Source organism: Agrobacterium sp. 20P9.1.2, assembly GCF_057799395.1.
Genome location: NZ_JBYOKI010000001.1, coordinates 40,659 through 58,496, shown reverse-complemented (window position 1 = coordinate 58,496; position 17,838 = coordinate 40,659). Strand labels below are relative to the sequence as shown.

At 58.6% G+C, this 17,838-nt stretch carries 12 protein-coding genes; 4 read left to right on the top strand and 8 right to left on the bottom strand.

The window, feature by feature from the left end; genetic code table 11:
• Positions 1-16: 16 nt before the first annotated feature.
• From infB to rimP, 4 genes are all read right to left on the bottom strand, one after another.
• A complete protein-coding gene (gene infB, locus AC27VJ_RS00230; protein WP_488682359.1) occupies positions 17-2,749 on the bottom strand; it encodes a translation initiation factor IF-2 in 2,733 nt (910 codons plus the stop codon).
• Between the two features lie 103 nt (positions 2,750-2,852).
• Positions 2,853-3,551, bottom strand: a complete 699-nt coding sequence (locus tag AC27VJ_RS00225) for an RNA-binding protein (protein ID WP_113087286.1) — start codon at positions 3,549-3,551, stop codon at positions 2,853-2,855.
• Entirely contained in the window at positions 3,548-5,158 is a 1,611-nt protein-coding gene (gene nusA, locus AC27VJ_RS00220) for a transcription termination factor NusA (RefSeq protein WP_353578178.1), read from the bottom strand. Before nusA ends, AC27VJ_RS00225 begins: the two co-directional genes overlap by 4 nt.
• Positions 5,159-5,212: 54 nt before the next feature.
• Entirely contained in the window at positions 5,213-5,797 is a 585-nt protein-coding gene (rimP, locus tag AC27VJ_RS00215; protein WP_062451636.1) for a ribosome maturation factor RimP, read from the bottom strand.
• Between the two features lie 284 nt (positions 5,798-6,081).
• On the opposite strand from rimP, the gene AC27VJ_RS00210 reads away from it, so the two are divergent.
• Together AC27VJ_RS00210 and AC27VJ_RS00205 are read left to right on the top strand one after the other, a co-directional pair.
• Positions 6,082-7,710: an MFS transporter gene (locus tag AC27VJ_RS00210; RefSeq protein WP_113087331.1), complete on the top strand. Its 1,629-nt coding sequence runs from the start codon at positions 6,082-6,084 to the stop codon at positions 7,708-7,710.
• 309 nt (positions 7,711-8,019) lie between these two features.
• Complete coding sequence (locus tag AC27VJ_RS00205; protein ID WP_488682358.1) at positions 8,020-10,035, top strand: PAS domain-containing protein; 2,016 nt, start codon at positions 8,020-8,022, stop codon at positions 10,033-10,035.
• A 9-nt stretch (positions 10,036-10,044) separates the two neighbouring features.
• Here AC27VJ_RS00205 and AC27VJ_RS00200 read toward each other — a convergent pair whose 3' ends face one another.
• The 4 genes from AC27VJ_RS00200 to AC27VJ_RS00185 all read right to left on the bottom strand — a co-directional run bounded on the left by AC27VJ_RS00200 (position 10,045) and on the right by AC27VJ_RS00185 (position 14,348).
• Positions 10,045-11,352, bottom strand: coding sequence for an ABC transporter permease (locus AC27VJ_RS00200; RefSeq protein WP_353578176.1), 1,308 nt, complete (start codon positions 11,350-11,352; stop codon positions 10,045-10,047).
• Between the two features lies 1 nt (position 11,353).
• Positions 11,354-12,034: an ABC transporter ATP-binding protein gene (locus AC27VJ_RS00195; RefSeq protein ID WP_488682357.1), complete on the bottom strand. Its 681-nt coding sequence runs from the start codon at positions 12,032-12,034 to the stop codon at positions 11,354-11,356.
• A gap of 2 nt (positions 12,035-12,036) precedes the next feature.
• Complete coding sequence (locus AC27VJ_RS00190; protein ID WP_488682356.1) at positions 12,037-12,501, bottom strand: hypothetical protein; 465 nt, start codon at positions 12,499-12,501, stop codon at positions 12,037-12,039.
• An 89-nt stretch (positions 12,502-12,590) separates the two neighbouring features.
• Positions 12,591-14,348, bottom strand: coding sequence for an alkaline phosphatase (locus tag AC27VJ_RS00185; RefSeq protein ID WP_353578174.1), 1,758 nt, complete (start codon positions 14,346-14,348; stop codon positions 12,591-12,593).
• A gap of 353 nt (positions 14,349-14,701) precedes the next feature.
• On the opposite strand from AC27VJ_RS00185, the gene dnaK reads away from it, so the two are divergent.
• Together dnaK and dnaJ are read left to right on the top strand one after the other, a co-directional pair.
• The gene (gene dnaK / locus AC27VJ_RS00180; RefSeq protein WP_062451631.1) at positions 14,702-16,606 is read left to right on the top strand and encodes a molecular chaperone DnaK; all 1,905 of its coding nucleotides are present in this window, start codon (positions 14,702-14,704) and stop codon (positions 16,604-16,606) included.
• An 87-nt stretch (positions 16,607-16,693) separates the two neighbouring features.
• Positions 16,694-17,827, top strand: a complete 1,134-nt coding sequence (gene dnaJ / locus AC27VJ_RS00175) for a molecular chaperone DnaJ (protein ID WP_488682355.1) — start codon at positions 16,694-16,696, stop codon at positions 17,825-17,827.
• The last annotated feature ends 11 nt before the right edge of the window (positions 17,828-17,838 follow it).

Below are 17,838 nucleotides of genomic sequence, written 5' to 3'. Positions count from 1 at the left end.
CGTTGTGGCGAAACGCTTAGAGCGTTCTGGTGATGTGCTCTACGCGGAAGCACTCGATGGTGTCGCCAGCGCGGATGTCTTCGTAGTTTTCGAATGCCATACCGCACTCCTGACCGACAGGCACTTCGCCGACTTCGTCCTTGAAGCGCTTGAGCGTCTTGAGCTTGCCTTCGTGGATGACGACGTTGTCGCGCACCAGACGAACACCCGCACCACGTTCCACCTTGCCTTCGACCACACGGCAACCGGCAACCTTGCCGACCTTGGTGATGTTGAAGACTTCCAAGATTTCGGCGTTGCCGAGGAATGTTTCGCGACGCTCTGGAGACAGGAGGCCCGACATCGCTGCCTTCACGTCATCCACCAGATCGTAGATGATGTTGTAGTAGCGAATTTCGATACCGGCACGTTCGGATGCGGTACGTGCCTGTGCGTTGGCACGAACGTTGAAGCCGATGATGGCCGCGTTCGATGCTTCGGCAAGCGAGATATCCGATTCCGTGATCGCACCTGCGCCAGAGTGGATGATGCGCGCGCGAACTTCATCTGTTCCAAGCTTGTCCAGCGATGCGATGATCGCTTCGACAGAGCCCTGCACGTCACCCTTGATGAGCAGCGGGAAGTCCTTGCGGCCAGTGGCCTGCAACTGCGTCATCATCTGTTCCAGCGAACCGCGCTGGCCGGTCTGGCGAGCAACGGCCTTGTCACGGGCCAGACGCTGACGATACTCGGAAATCTCGCGAGCACGGCTTTCGTTTTCGACAACGGCGAAGCGGTCACCGGCAGACGGTGTGCCCGACAGGCCGAGAATCTCGACTGGCATGGCCGGACCGGCTTCCTTGACGTGGTCGCCCTTGTCGTTGACGAGAGCGCGTACACGGCCCCACTGGTCGCCAGCCACGATGATCTGGCCTGGACGCAGCGTACCCTTCTGAACCAGAACGGTTGCCACGGAACCACGACCACGGTCGAGCTGGGCTTCGATGACCGTGCCTTCCGCCGTGCGGTTGACATTGGCCTTCAGGTCGAGAATTTCGGCCTGCAGCAGAACGGCTTCGAGAAGCTTGTCGAGGTTGAGCTTGTTCTTGGCCGAAACTTCGACGTCGAGAACTTCACCACCCATGGATTCCACGAAGACTTCGTGCTGGAGCAACTGCTGGCGAACCTTGTCAGGATTGGCCTCATGCTTGTCGATCTTGTTGATCGCCACGATGATCGGAACACCCGCCGCCTTGGCGTGGTTGATCGATTCAATCGTCTGCGGCATCACGCTGTCGTCAGCGGCAACAACCAGAATGGCGATGTCGGTTGCCTGTGCACCGCGAGCACGCATGGCCGTAAAGGCGGCGTGGCCGGGGGTGTCGATGAAGGTGATCTTGTGACCGTTCTTCTCGACCTGATAGGCACCGATATGCTGGGTGATGCCACCGGCTTCGCCCGAAACAACGCTAGTCTGACGGATGGCGTCGAGCAGCGATGTCTTGCCGTGGTCGACGTGACCCATGATGGTCACGACAGGAGGACGCGACACGAGTTCGCCGCCATCGTTGTCCGACACGTTGAAGATGCCTTCTTCGACGTCGGATTCCGACACGCGCTTGACGGTGTGGCCGAATTCGCCAGCGATCAGTTCGGCCAGATCGGCGTCGATGACGTCGCCCGGCTTCATCATCTGACCTTCCTTCATCAGGTACTTGATCACATCGACAGCCCGTTCGGACATACGCTGCGACAGTTCCTGAATGGTGATGGTCTCAGGCAGAATGACTTCGCGCATGACTTTTTCGCGGGTTTCCTGCATCTGGCCACGGCGGAATTTTTCCTGACGGCGGCGCATAGCGGAAAGCGAACGGCCGCGCGGGCTGCCATCTTCTTCCAGATTAGACGTAACCGTCAGCTTGCCACGGCGACGCTCTTCTTCCGTCTTCAGACGGGCAGCAGGCTTTGCCGGTGCGGGTGCCGCGACCTTGCCGCGAACCGGCAGGTTGCCACGGCGTGGACCGCGATCATCATCGTCTTCTTTTTCCGTACGACGGGCACCGGGGGCACCACGAGCCGGAAGCGGCAGGGGAGCAGCAGGCGTCGGCGCGGCAGTGCGCGTCGTGGACTGCGGACGTCCGTCCTGACGGGCAGGCTGAGCGGCAGCGGCCGGTCTTTCGACCGGACGTTCCACCTTCTCTTCCGTCTGTGGCTGGGAAGCGGCAAGCTTTGCAGCTTCTGCCTCTTCCTTGGCGCGGCGGGCGGCTTCTTCTTTTTCGGCGACGAGACGCGCTTCTTCTTCTACCTTGCGGCGGGCTTCGTCTTCGGCGCGCTGCTTGGCTTCGATGATGTCGCGGGCCTGTGCTTCGGCAAGAGCGCGGCGACGCGCATCCATTTCACCGGCAGATAGATCGTGCAGGACGTTGCCGCGCGGGCGATCCGGCTGGCGCTGCGGCTGCGGCGATGGCTGCGGACGCTGCTGGTTGCCGGACTGATGAACGCGCTGCTGAGGCTGCTGCGGACGCGGAGCAGCTGGCGCTGCGGCTGCGGCAGGTGCCGCCGGGCGTGGCTGCGGTGTAATTGGTGTTACAACATGCTTTTCGTCTTCAGGACGCAAGGGACGGCGCTTGCGTGTTTCCACCACAACCGCGTTCGTGCGACCTCGACCCATATCTTGACGCACAGTCCCCTGAGACGCTCCACCCGGCTTGAGGGTAAGGGTCTTCTTAGGCGATGCGTTGAGTGTCTTGTCGTCGTTGTTATCGGTCATTCCGTTCCCGTTCCTTCAGACGAGAGCCGGATGACGTCACCAGACTCTAGTCTCTACAATTGCTGTATCCGAACGCGGCAGACGGTCATGTCCGATAACCGCGTCATTGTCTTTCCGTCCGGGCAGCGTCAATTTCGCCTTGAGGTTTCTCGCCACCGCGATACTGCTCAAGCATCTTTGCGCGCTTCACTACACCCTCACCCGCCTGTCCCGCAAGCGCGCAGGCATGGATAAAAGCATTCTGGCCCATCAGTTCGTCCATTTCCTGCTCACTGAACAGATGAAAGGACGGTATTTCTGTCTCGGCTCCTGAACCGAGGGTCCAGGCTTTGCGGGCCTGGTTTATCTTTCTGACGCCATCGGGCGCCGCGTCCGTTGCATGGAACACCGCAAGGGTATTGCCAGAACGAACAGCCGCATCCACCTTCGTGGCCCCGCTGATGAACTGCCCGGCTTTGCGGGCCATGTTCATCATACCGGCCAGTTGCTGCGCCAGCAGCCGGTCCATCAACTCCAGGAGTTCCGGTCCGGCCTTCACATCGGTCTTCAAGGCGCGCGCGAAAAGCTTCTTGGCGATGGCCTTTTCGATCAGGGCGCGCTCGGGAGTGACCCAGCATCCGCGCCCTGGCAATTGGCGTTTCAGGTCCGGAACAACGCTTTTGTCCGGGCCTGCGACAAAACGGACCAACTCATCGGGTGTTCCAATCTGCCGCGTTACAATGCACGTCCGCTCGCTGCCTGTACCTTCGACCCGCCGCTCGTCATCCAGCAGGTCATCAGGCTCATGCGCTTGCGAAATCATTCCTGATCGGCGGTATCCGCCTCCTCGGTCGCTGCTTCTTCCTGCTCTGCAGCAAGATCTTCAGCGGTAATCCAGCCAGCCAGAAGGCGGGCCTGAACGACCATGTTCTCGGCTTCGACGCGAGACACGTCGAGCTTGGAGAAGATGCCGTCGAATTTCTTGGTTTCGCCGTCCTTGCGTTCGCTCCAGCCGACGAGATCGTCTGCGGCGCAGCCTGCTAGGTCTTCGATGTTCTTCACGCCGTCTTCACCCAGGGCGACCATCATCTGCGAGGTCAGGCCTTCGATCTGACGCAGCTCATCGGACACGCCGAGTTCCTTGCGCTTGGCATCCATTTCCGCTTCGACGCGGTCGAGATATTCCTTGGCGCGGGTCTGGATTTCGACAGCCGTGTCTTCATCGAAACCGTCGATGGACGAAATTTCGCTGAGGTCCACATAGGCCAGTTCTTCGACCTGTGCGAAGCCTTCCGACGCCAGAACCTGACCAACCATCTCGTCCACATCCAGCGCTTCCATGAAGATGCCGGTGCGTTCGTTGAATTCCTTCTGACGGCGCTCGGACTCTTCGGCTTCCGTCATGATGTCGATATCCCAGCCGGTCAGCTGCGATGCCAGACGCACGTTCTGACCGCGACGACCGATGGCCAGCGACAGCTGCTCATCCGGTACAACGACTTCGATGCGTTCTGCTTCTTCGTCCAGAACGACCTTGGCGACTTCAGCCGGCTGCAAGGCGTTGACGATGAAGGATGCAGGGTCCTGGGACCACGGAATGATGTCGATCTTTTCGCCCTGAAGCTCGCCGACAACGGCCTGAACGCGCGAACCGCGCATACCGACGCAGGCACCGACCGGATCGATGGACGAGTCATTGGAAATGACGGCGATCTTGGCGCGCGAACCCGGATCACGGGCAACGGACTTGATCTGGATGATGCCGTCATAGATTTCAGGCACTTCCATGGTGAAGAGCTTGACCATGAACTGCGGATGGGTGCGCGACAGGAAAATCTGCGGACCGCGCTGCTCGCGGCGCACGTCGTAAACGAAGGCGCGAACGCGATCACCGTAGCGCAGGTTTTCGCGTGGGATCATCTCGTCGCGACGGATAATGCCTTCGCCACGGCCGAGATCGACGATGACGTTGCCGTATTCGACGCGCTTGACGGTGCCGTTGATGATTTCGCCGATGCGGTCCTTGAATTCGTCATACTGACGGTCACGCTCGGCTTCACGAACCTTCTGGACGATAACCTGCTTGGCGGACTGGGCAGCGATACGGCCAAAATCCATCGGCGGCAGCGGATCAGCGATGTAGTCGCCAATCTTGGCATCGACGTTGCGGTCGCGCGCCAGTTCCAGTGGGATCTGCGTGCCGTAGTCTTCGGCCTTCTCGACAACTTCGAGCAGACGCTGCAAGCGGATTTCACCGGTCTTGGAGTTGATGTCTGCGCGGATGTTGGTTTCGGAACCGTAACGCGAGCGGGCAGCCTTCTGAATAGCATCAGCCATTGCGGCCAGCACGATTTCGCGGTCGATGACCTTTTCGCGCGCCACAGCATCGGCGATCTGCAGAAGCTCAAGCCTATTAGCACTGACTGCCATTTTTATGTCTCCGTATGTCGTTTTGCCCGCGTTATCAGGGCTTATACGTTGGAATTAGTCTTCGTCTGCTTCTTCGTTCTGATTGGCAGCAGCGGCCTTGGCCTGCTTGTCCGCCTTCAGTGCGTCGCGAATAAGATCGTCCGTCAGAATGAGCTTCGCGTCGGAAAGTGTATTGAACGGGATCGTCACCACCGGCTCTTCGCCGTAACCAATCTGGTCACGCTCAAGCTTGAAACCGTCTTCTTCTACGCTGGCGATCTTGCCGCGAAAACGCTTGCGATTGTCGACCAGGATCGATGTCTCGACCTTGACGATATGGCCCTGCCAGCGAACAAAATCCATCTTTCGCACCATCGGCCGGTCGATACCAGGCGAGGACACTTCCAGATGGTACGCCTTTTCGACAGGATCTTCCACATCAAGAACCGGTGAAATCGCCATGGAGAGCGCTTCACAGTCCTGAACGGTCATGGTTCCGTCTTCGCGTTCGGCCATGATCTGCAGGGTCGAACCATTCTGACTGGACAGCCGAACCCTGACCAGCAGGAAGCCCATACCCGTCAGAACCGGCTCGATGATCTCGGCGATCCGCTGGTCTATGCCCGTTTCGGTTATCAGTCTTGGTTCGGCGTCTGCCATTCTGGCCTTCCGGTCTTTGTCTGTAACCGGAACGCTTTGTCCCGGTTTTTGGGGCGCCTAACGAAAAAGAGCGGAGCCTTGCGGCCCCACTCTTCATCAGACGATCAAGAATTTGAAGGCCCGTATAAACCCTAATGGCCGATATTGCAAGGATGGGGCGCAAAAGCAGCGAAATTGGCTTTGGTCACAATTTTACCTTGGCACGCGTCGAAACAGTAGCATCCTCTTAAACGGCGTCTATAGTGTCAGCCGCATCACCAGCAATTGCATCAATTGGACTGCCCGTGCCCGATAGAAAATCTCCGCTTACGCCGCTCAAGCATCAAACCTACCGCACAATCTGGTTTGCGAGCATCGCCTCGAACTTCGGTGGGCTCATTCAGGCGGTGGGTGCGGCATGGATGATGACGGCGCTGTCGTCTTCCGAAAACATGATTGCGCTGGTGCAGGCCTCGACCTCCCTGCCGATCATGTTGTTTTCTCTCGTCTCCGGCGCGCTGGCCGACAGTTTCGACCGCCGCCGCATCATGATCTCGGCGCAGCTGCTGATGCTGGCCGCCTCGATTTTGCTGACCGTCTTTGCGTGGTTCGGCTGGCTATCCCCCTGGCTGCTGTTGTTCTTCACCTTCATGATCGGCTGTGGCACGGCGCTCAACAACCCGTCCTGGCAGGCCTCTGTGGGTGAGATGGTGCCACGTGAAGACCTGCCCGCAGCGGTGACGCTGAACAGCGTAGGTTTCAACATCACCCGCAGCGTCGGCCCGGCCATTGGCGGTGTTATCGTGGCCATTGCCGGTGCGGCAGCTGCCTTTCTGGTCAATACATTCAGCTATTTCGCACTGATCTATGCGCTGGTGAAATGGCAACCGCCCAAGAACCAGTCGACCCTGCCGCGCGAGCAGCTGTTCGCCGCGATTTCCGCAGGCATGCGTTATGTGGCGATGTCGCCGAATATCGGCAAGGTGCTGGTGCGCGGCTTCCTCTTCGGCCTTTCCGCCAGTGCCATTCTGGCGCTGATGCCGCTGGTTGCGCGCGATCTGGTGCAGGGCGGGCCGCTGACCTATGGCATCATGCTCGGCGCTTTCGGCGTTGGCGCCATTGGCGGCGCGCTGATCAGTGCGCGTCTGCGCGAAACGATGAGCAGCGAGTGGATCGTCCGCGTCGCGTTTCTCGGCTTTGCCTTCAGCGCCGGCGTCACCGCCATCAGCAGCAGCGCCATTCTGACCGCCCTCGTGCTGACCGTATCCGGTGCAAGCTGGGTTCTGGCGCTGTCGCTGTTCAACACCATCGTACAGCTTTCCACCCCGCGCTGGGTGGTGGGTCGGGCGCTGTCTCTCTACCAGACGCTGACCTTTGGCGGCATTGCTGTGGGCAGCTGGCTTTGGGGTTCGCTGGCGGAAAATTACGGCCTGTCCTATTCGCTGCTCTGTTCGTGCCTCTTGATGCTGCTGGGTGTCGTCGTCGGTTTCAAGCTGACCATGCCCGCTTTTGCCTCGCTCAATCTCGATCCGCTCAACCGCTTCGTGGAGCCGAACCTGCGCCTTGACGTCAAGCCTCGCAGCGGCCCGATTGCGATTCTGGTCGATTACGAAATCGATGATTCGGATTTGCCGGAATTCATGGCGATCATGGTGGAAAGGCGGCGTATTCGTCTGCGCGACGGAGCGCAGAACTGGACGCTGATGCGCGATCTGGAAAACCCTGACGTCTGGACGGAAATCTACCATGTGCCGACATGGGTGGAATATGTGCGCCACAACCACCGCCGTACGCAGGCCGATGCGGAAAGCTGGGACAGCATTTTAAAGCTGCACCGTGGCACGACCCGCCCCCGCGTTCACCGCATGATCGAGCGGCAGGCCATCCCGCCGCAGGACGATATTTTTCACAAGGCGCATATCGACCCGCACTGAATGGGTGGGTCGATCACGGAAAATCTTTTACCGGCGCGGGAACTTTTTCAGTTCCCACTCCTTCTTGCGTCTCATATAGCCGGGAAAAATTCATGACAGAGTATGCGCCATCCCACCACGTCCGCCCTTGCTCTGGCCCCGGACAGATGGATGATATGTATCGACATTGCCTTATGCCTTTTTCGCATCCTCCCCATGCGCAGTCTAAAAGACAGAGCCTGCAGGCGTTAACCACTTAAATTCATTGGGTTTCATCGATATCCGGCAATTGGCCTGGAACACGACGTCGGGCTTTGCGGGGTAAGAAAATTGTATAGCGAAACGGATAATATCGGCCCCATTCTCACGCAGTTGTTTGAACAGGCACCGACATTCATCGCCCTTCTGCGCGGCCCGGAGCACCGGTTCGAACTGGCAAATCCCAGCTACAAGAAACTTGTCGGTCGCGATGATCTCATCGGTCGCACAGTCGCGGATGCATTACCAGACGCCGCCGCGCAGGGCTTTTTGAAGATTCTCGATGATGTCTACCGCTCCGGCCAGGCCTATTCGGCGTCCGGTGCACTCTATGCCGTGCAATCTGCACCAAAGGCACCCGTCACCGAGCGGTATATCGATTTTCTCTACCAGCCGATTATTGGCGCGAATGGCACGGTGGAAGCCATCTTCGTTGAAGGTTCCGACGTCACCGAGAGAACGCTGGCCGAGCGCGCGCGCCACGAAAGCGAAGAGCTCTACAAGGGCCTGTTCGATGCCATCGATGAAGGATTCTGCGTCATCGAATTCTTCGACGGACCTGAGGGTCCCAATAGTGACTATATCCACATTCAGGCAAATGACGCCTATGCGCGGCATGCCGGTATTCCCAATGTCGTTGGCCAGAAACTGCGCGAAATGGTGCCTGCGGAGGCCGACGCTTGGGTTGCGCGTTATGGCGAAGTGCTGCGCACCGGCGAGCCGATCCGTTTTCAGCAGGAGCTTGTGGCCACGGGCCGCTATCTCGAGCTTGCCGCGGTTCGCATCGAGCCGGAAAGCAAGCGTCAGGTCGCGGTCATGTTTCAGGACATCACGGCCCGTCGACGCGCCGAACTTGCGCTGGCAAAGCTGAATGCGACGCTCGAACAACAGGTTGAAGAACGCAGTGCCGAATTGATGGTGGCGGAAGAGGCATTGCGCCACAGCCAGAAGATGGAGGCCGTGGGTCAGCTGACCGGCGGGCTGGCGCATGACTTCAACAATATTCTGGCTGGTATCAGCGGCAGTCTGGAAATGATGAACACGCGGCTCGCGCAAGGCCGTGTGGGTGACCTCGAGCGCTACATCAATGGCGCCGTTGGCGCCACCAAGCGTGCGGCGGCGCTGACCCAGCGATTGCTTGCCTTTTCCCGCCGCCAGACGCTGGACCCCAAACCGCTCAACATCAATTCGCTGGTGGATGGCATGCTGGATCTCATTACCCGCAGCGTCGGTCCCGGCATCAAGGTCGAGACCGTGGGTGCGGCTGGGCTATGGGCGACCTATGTGGATGCGGGGCAGCTGGAAAATGCGCTGCTGAACCTCTGTATCAACGCCCGCGACGCAATGCCATCCGGTGGAAACCTGACGATCGAGACCTGCAATCGTTGGATGGATGACAGGTCGGCGCGGGTGCGCGGGTTGGAGCCGGGGCAATATGTTTCGCTCTGCGTTTCCGACACGGGAACAGGCATGAGCCAGGAAGTCATCGAACGCGCCTTCGATCCTTTCTACACGACCAAGCCCATTGGACAGGGAACCGGGCTCGGTCTTTCCATGGTGTATGGCTTTGCCGGACAATCCGGCGGTGCGGCACGGATTTATTCGGAGCTGGGAAAAGGCACGATGATCTGCCTTTACCTGCCGCGCCACGCAGGCGAGGTTGAAGCGACCGAGGTGGAAAAGGAAGCCACCACGGACGCTCTGCGCGCCGATGGTGAGGAAACCATTCTGGTGGTGGATGACGAACCGCTGGTGCGGATGCTGGCCGTCGAGGAGCTTCAGGATCTCGGATATTCCGTCATCGAAGCGGAAGATGGTGCCTCGGCTCTGCGGATTCTCAATTCAGCCCGCGACATCAGCCTGCTGATTACAGATGTCGGCCTTCCCGGTGGCATGAATGGTCGCCAGCTGGCGGATGCGGCGCGGGTCAAGAGGCCGGAACTGGAAGTCCTGTTCATCACCGGCTATGCCGAGAATGCCGTGCTCAATCACGGCCATCTCGATCACGGCATGCATGTCATGACCAAGCCCTTCCAGCTGGATGCCTTCGCCCAGCGCGTCAAGGCGCTGGTTCACCCCAAGCAATAGGACTACCGCTCAGCCGCGTAGCGCTTCGACCGGCGACTGGCGGTAGGCCAGCCATGCGGGCAGGATGGCGAGACCCGCAGCCACGGCCAGCAGCACAAGGGCCTGTGCCAGATCGGCCTTGGCAAATTCTACCGGCATGACGACGCCGCTTTTGGCAACGAGCATGCCGGTGATGATCTTGGCCGCCACAAAACCAACGGCGAAACCAAGCGCGATGCCCGAGGCAAACAGTGCGAAGAGTTCCGTCCAGACGATGAGCGATATGGACGATCGAGGCGCACCGAGCGCACGCAGCGCACCGATCTGCTTTCGCCTCTGCACGATATGGGTCAGGGTGACGAGAATGAGAGAGGCAGCGACCAGCAACTGTGCGCCGATGGCGACGACAGACAGAACCTCGCGGGCATCACCTAGCGTGGCATAGAGCTTCGTCAGAACCTCACCCGGAAAGACCGCCAGCGTATTGCCCTGCCGGTACTGCTGGCGCAGCTTATAGGCATCGGCAATCGACTTTGGTTTCACCAGAATGGCGGGAACGCCGGGTGTTTCCGAGGTGAAGACTTCGCTCAGCGCTTCGGCTTCTTCGCCTGCTGCATGAGCGTGATCATGGTGTTCATGACCCTCCTCATGCGCCCCAGGGGCGTGGTCATGGCCTTCGTGGCCTTCCTCATGCGTCTCGCCTGCCGTCTCATGCTCATGGTCATGGCCATCGCCGTCCATGCCATGAATGTGCCAGACGGAGCTGATGGGGACGAGAATGGCACGGTCCCAAGGCGTTCCGGTGGGCTTCAGGCGCCCCTGAACGTGATAGACGATCTCGGTATGGGTATGGCCACCCTCTTCCGCCGTGCCGTGCATCGGCTTGACTTCAGCACCGATGGGCAGATCGACAGCAGAGCCGATCACGGCATCCTCACCATCGGCAAAACCCTCACCTTCCAAAAAGCCGCCGGATGTATTGTTGATGAGCGCCGTCGTCGTCCCCACGATTGGATAGCCGGCAAAGGAATCTCCAAAACCGACGGGACCGGCCCATGCGACACGCGGATCGTTCGCCAGCGTTGCCAGCGTCGCGCCGCTGACCAGCGGCAAAGGAGCAGCCTGCAAGAACACCGAGGAAAGAACGAGCTGCGTTTCACTGCCAGCGGCACCGATGACGAGATCGAACTTGTCCGCAGCGCGGGCCGTGCCCAGCCGTAGCGCGCGCTCCTGCAATGTCACGGTAACGCCCAGCGCCGTTGCCATGGCAACCAGCAGAATGACGACCAGCGATCCAGCCCAGAGGCGCTTCAGATCGGATAAAACAAAACGCATCATATCAAGAATTCCGGGCGCTGTCGGTCACGATACGGCCATTGGCCAGTTCGAGACGGCGGTCGAGGCGGTCGGCCAAAAGCCTGTCATGGGTAATGACGATGAGTGTGGAACCCTCCACCCGCGCCAGATCGACCAGCAGGCGGCCGATGGCCTCGCCATTCTCAGGGTCGAGGCTTGCGGTGGGCTCATCGGCAACGATGACGCCGGGTTTTCTCAGCAGCGCGCGGGCAATCGCCACACGCTGCATTTCGCCGCGCGACATGGTGTCGATTTTCTGATCCGGCCGAGCAAGACCGGTTTTTTCGAGCAGAAACGCCGCACGATAGGCATATTGGCTGGACATGCAGCGCGACAGGCGGACCGGCAGGAGAATGTTTTCCATGGCGGACAGGCCGGGCAAAAGATGAAACTCCTGCATGACGAGGCCGACATTCTCGCCGCGCCAGCGGTCTCGTTTGGTTTCGGCAAAACCGGCAATATCCTGATCCCGCCACAACACCTTGCCCTGGCGAATACGTTCAAGCCCGGTGATGACGTTGACGAATGTACTTTTGCCGGAACCGGAGGCACCGGTGATGGACATCTTCTCGCCAGCCGCAACCGAGAGGTCATCGACGGACAGCACCGGGGTGGCGAGCCCGGGATAGGAAACCGAAAGGCCTGAAATATTCAAGGACAGCATGTTTAGGAAACTCTGTATTCCGCATCTCTGATGCGCACGAGGCTGACAAATCCGGTTTCCGGGTCTGTCCAGGAGCCGCGCTCCAGAACACCCGTGACCTCGATTGTCGTGCTGGGCTGCACGAAGGTCTGTTTTTCGGAGAGATAGACGACGACGATATTGTCCGGCCAGTCGGAATCCGACGAGCAGAACGGGCACAGGGCCATGGGAATTTCGGTGAGAACGAAAAAGGAGGCTTCGGCCTTCAATGGCGGTGCCATGAAGCCTTTCATACGGATCTGCTGGCCGGTCAACTGTTTCAGCTTCTCGGAAAACTCCAGACCCAACACGCCGATCTTGCCGTACATTTCATCGAAAGTCAGGGGCGATGTCGCTGCAAGGGTTTCCCGTGCGCAAAGCGTGAAGGCGGAAAGGGTCGCAAGCTTGAGCGACTGCCGACGCGTCAACAGGGGTGTAAGTTTCGCCATGACGATCTCCTTTTGCGAGCGGTCCGGTTGTTCAAACGAAGACGATCCGGCTCGCCTGTGCAAGCCGGATCGTTTTTCTTTTACAAAGATTACTGCGTCTGCTTTGCGCCGAGCGCGAAGGTGTCTGCCAGCACGCGGTAAACGTCACTCTGTTCCATGTAACCCTTGAAGCCTTCCGAGCCGGGGCCGGTGGACTGAAGAACGATATCGTCAACAGCGTGAACGCCGCTATCGCCATCCTTTGGAATATTACCCTGCACGAAGACTGCGCCTGGAACATTCTTGTAGGCTTCGTTGGCGATATATTCCTTCTTCTCGTTCTGGATTGCCGGAACGAAAGGACCATCCATCTTCGGGCGGAATGTTTCGTAATGGTCAGGACCATTATTGGCATTCAGGAACAGGCGGCGGCTGACGTCGATCCGGTCAGGATAACCATCGCCGTCCTTGTCTTCGTAGTTCGGGAAGCCGGCTTCGGCATAGGTGCCGACCTTGGCGCGCATTTCATCGCCCGGCTTTTCGTCATCGACGGTGCCGATGATGGAAACGCCATGAGCGTGATCGCCGGTGACGACGATCAGCGTGTCGGGGTTCTTGGCAGCGAATTCACGCGCAACGCCAATGGCCTTGTCGAATTCGATGGTTTCGACCACGGCGCGGTCCCAATCCAGCGGGTGAGACATCTTGTCGATGTTGGCAGCTTCGACCATCAGGAAGAAACCGTCCTGGTTCTTGGACAGTTCACCAAGAGCTGCCTTGGTCATGTCGACCAGACCGGGCTGGTTCGGGAACTTGTCTACGGTGCCCTTCTTGAGGAAGTTGCGGTCGAGGAGCGTGTCCATGTTGCCGGTGTGGAACAGGCCGAGAAGCTTGCCGGTGTTGGAACCTTCAGCCTTTTCAAGTTCGTTCTTGTCGGTTGCCAGCGTGTAGCCTGCATCCTGGAACAGCTTGATATAGTCCTTGTCGTCCTTACGCTTGGAACCGGGAACGTCCTTGCCGAGGAAATAGGCAGAGCCACCGCCCAGAACGACGTCAGGCTTGACGTCGAACATCATGCCGGTGATTTCAGCCTTGTCGCCACGCTTGCGGGTGTGGGAAACGATGGCCGCAGGCGTCGCGTCCTGCAATTCGGATGTCGTTACGATGCCGATGGACTTCTTCGTCTGGCGGCGCAAGGCCTCGCCGATGGTCTCGACCTTCGGGTCATCAAGGCTTGCAGGCGTGCGGTCGCCATAAACGCCGAGAGCGTTTACAGGAGCCTTGTGGCCAGTCATGTAGGCCGACATGGTGTTGGCGCTATCGGTGGCGATGGCTTCGGTGGACGATGTGCCGATGAAGGCCATGCGGTCCATTTCGTCCATGTTCAGGCGACCGTTCGCCTTACCTTCGGTCATGCCCTTGGACATGATGCGGGCAGCGGTGCGGTGCGCAACAGAGAGGCCGTCACCTAGGAGGAAAATGATGTTCTTGGCCTTTGGCGTTTCGCCGGTGCCATAAACAACCCAGTTGACGCTCTTGGTTTCGGAACCGGCGGAAACCTCGACCTTGTAATCGCCAGCCTTGGCAATCTTGAGGCCACGCAGGGTTACGGCAGAACCGAGAACCTTGTCTTCCTTGCCCTTTTCTTCTGCCGTGAAGGTGACGTCGGCGCCGAAGACGGTCTTGTAATCCTGGCCGTTGACGGTGATCTTCACGTCTTCAGGCTTTACGACATTCTTGAACTCGACTTTGAAGTCAAAAGGAGAACCGCTGAGAATCGTTGCACGATCAAGCGGATAGACGGTTGCGGCCTGTGCAGCACCGGCAAGCACGGTGGTCGCGACGAATGCGGCGATAAGTTTGCGCATGATAACCTCTAAGGAGTTATGTTTTATAGAAAAGCACCCCGCCTATAGGGACAGCGCATGACAATGAAATGACGATCCGCGCGAATCTGAGGAGCGCTGCACAACCCGGCTGTTTTTATTTCTGCCGTGTCGAAAGGCGCTCAGGGTGCCTCATCTGTTTTATGCAAGCTTTATTTCTTCATTTTTTGGTGCAATCGACGCATTGATCCGCCTTGCAGCGGGAAAAATCGCTCCTTATATACCCCCCAGACAGCAGCAAGAATGCTGCACAAACCGGAAGACCATCCAAGTCAAGGAGTTGTCAGTGGAATGCCTCCCGGGGTTCCGACAACTCGCTTCAAGGAGAGAAGAGAATGGCAAAAGTAATCGGTATCGACCTTGGCACGACCAATTCCTGCGTCGCAGTGATGGACGGCAAGGACACAAAGGTAATTGAAAACGCGGAAGGTGCACGTACGACCCCTTCCATGGTCGCGTTCAGCGACGATGGTGAGCGTCTGGTCGGCCAGCCTGCAAAGCGTCAGGCCGTCACCAACCCGACCAACACCCTGTTTGCGGTTAAGCGCCTGATCGGTCGCCGCTACGAAGACCCGACTGTCGAAAAGGACAAGGGCCTCGTACCGTTCGAGATCGTCAAGGGCGACAATGGCGACGCATGGGTAGAAGCACAGGGCAAGGGTTACTCCCCTTCGCAGATTTCCGCGATGATCCTTCAGAAGATGAAGGAAACTGCCGAATCCTACCTCGGTGAAAAGGTCGAAAAGGCCGTCATCACCGTTCCTGCCTACTTCAACGACGCACAGCGCCAGGCCACCAAGGATGCTGGCCGCATTGCCGGTCTTGAAGTTCTGCGCATCATCAACGAGCCGACGGCAGCAGCCCTGGCTTATGGCCTCGACAAGAAGGAAGGCAAAACGATTGCCGTGTACGACTTGGGTGGCGGTACCTTCGATATTTCCGTTCTGGAAATCGGCGACGGCGTTTTCGAAGTTAAGTCCACCAACGGCGATACCTTCCTTGGCGGTGAAGACTTCGACATGCGTCTGGTCGAATATCTGGCCGGTGAGTTCAAGAAGGATCAGGGCATTGACCTGAAGGGCGACAAGCTTGCACTTCAGCGCCTGAAGGAAGCTGCCGAAAAGGCAAAGATCGAACTTTCGTCATCGCAGCAGACCGAAATCAACCTGCCCTTCATTACGGCAGATGCGACCGGTCCTAAGCACCTGACGCTGAAGCTGACCCGCTCCAAGTTCGAAAGCTTGGTAGACGATCTGGTCCAGCGCACCGTTGCACCATGCAAGGCAGCGCTTAAGGATGCTGGCGTTTCGGCTGCCGAGATCGACGAAGTCGTTCTCGTCGGTGGTATGAGCCGCATGCCGAAGGTTCAGGAAGTCGTCAAGCAGCTGTTCGGCAAGGAGCCGCATAAGGGTGTGAACCCGGATGAAGTTGTTGCCATGGGCGCTGCCATTCAGGCCGGCGTTCTGCAGGGCGACGTCAAGGACGTTCTGCTTCTCGACGTAACGCCTTTGTCTCTCGGCATCGAAACACTGGGTGGCGTCTTCACACGTCTGATCGACCGTAACACGACGATCCCGACCAAGAAGAGCCAGACCTTCTCGACCGCCGAAGACAACCAGTCTGCCGTGACCATCCGCGTTTCGCAGGGTGAGCGCGAAATGGCTGCCGACAACAAGTCGCTCGGTCAGTTCGACCTCGTCGGCCTGCCACCATCGCCACGCGGCGTTCCGCAGATTGAAGTGACCTTCGACATCGACGCCAACGGCATCGTGCAGGTTTCCGCGAAAGACAAGGGCACCGGCAAGGAACAGCAGATCCGCATTCAGGCATCTGGTGGTCTGTCCGACGCCGACATCGAAAAGATGGTGAAGGACGCCGAGGCCAATGCCGAAGCCGACAAGAAGCGTCGCGCCGGTGTGGAAGCCAAGAACCAGGCCGAAAGCCTCATCCACTCCACCGAGAAGTCGGTGAAGGAATATGGCGACAAGGTTTCCGAAACGGATCGCAAGGCCATCGAAGATGCCATTGCTGCGCTGAAGACGTCGGTTGAGGCCTCCGAGCCGGATGCTGACGACATTCAGGCCAAGACCCAGACCCTTATGGAAGTTTCCATGAAGCTTGGTCAGGCCATCTACGAAGCCCAGCAGGCTGAAGGCGGCGAAGGTGCTGCCGAAGGTGGCAAGGACGACGTGGTCGATGCGGACTATGAAGAAATCAAGGACGACAAGAAGTCTGCATAATCCAGACTTTCTGAACTCCAATTGATGCTTGACTGAAATCCGGCTGCCTAGTGCAGCCGGAAATCCATTTCCGGGGCTTGTTAATTAATGGCGAAAGCAGACTTTTACGAAACACTTGGCGTTGGCAGAACTGCCGACGAAAAAGAGCTGAAAAGCGCCTTCCGCAAACTCGCGATGAAGTATCACCCGGACAAGAATCCCGATGATGCCGAATCTGAAAAGAAGTTCAAGGAAATCAACGAAGCCTATGAAACGCTCAAGGACCCGCAGAAGCGGGCTGCTTACGACCGTTTCGGCCACGCAGCCTTCGAACAGGGTGGCATGGGCAATGCAGGCGGCGGCTTCGGTGGTGGCGGCAGCGGTGGTTTCTCCGATATTTTTGAAGACATTTTTGGCGAGATGATGGGCGGCGGCCGTGCACGTCGCTCCAGCGGCGGACGCGAGCGCGGCGCCGATCTTCGCTATAATATGGAAATTTCGCTGGAGGAAGCTTTCAGCGGCAGAACAGCGCAGATTCGCGTGCCGACATCCATCACCTGCGACGTCTGTTCCGGTTCCGGCGCCAAGCCCGGTACCCAGCCCAAGACCTGCGGCACCTGCCAGGGTTCGGGCCGCGTGCGTGCAGCACAGGGTTTCTTCTCGGTGGAACGTACCTGCCCGACCTGCCACGGTCGTGGCCAGACGATTACCGACCCCTGCACCAAGTGCCACGGTCAGGGCCGTGTACCGGAAGAGCGTTCTCTCTCGGTCAATATTCCAGCTGGTATCGAAGACGGTACCCGGATTCGCTTGCAGGGCGAAGGCGAGGCTGGCATGCGCGGTGGCCCATCGGGCGACCTCTACATCTTCCTCTCCGTACGGCCACACGAGTTCTTCCAGCGTGACGGTGCCGATCTCTATTGCGCTGTGCCGATCTCCATGACGACGGCAGCGCTTGGCGGCACATTCGATGTGACGACATTGGATGGCACGAAATCGCGTGTGACAGTTCCCGAAGGTACGCAGGCTGGCAAACAGTTCCGTCTGAAGGGTAAGGGCATGCCTGTTCTGCGGTCTGCGCAGCAGGGCGATCTCTACATCCAGATTCAGATCGAAACACCGCAGAAGCTGACCAAGCGTCAGCGCGAATTGCTGCAGGAATTCCACGAACTGTCGTCCAAAGATAACAATCCAGAATCCACCGGCTTCTTTGCCCGGATGAAGGAATTCTTCGACGGTTGAGGCAGCATCCG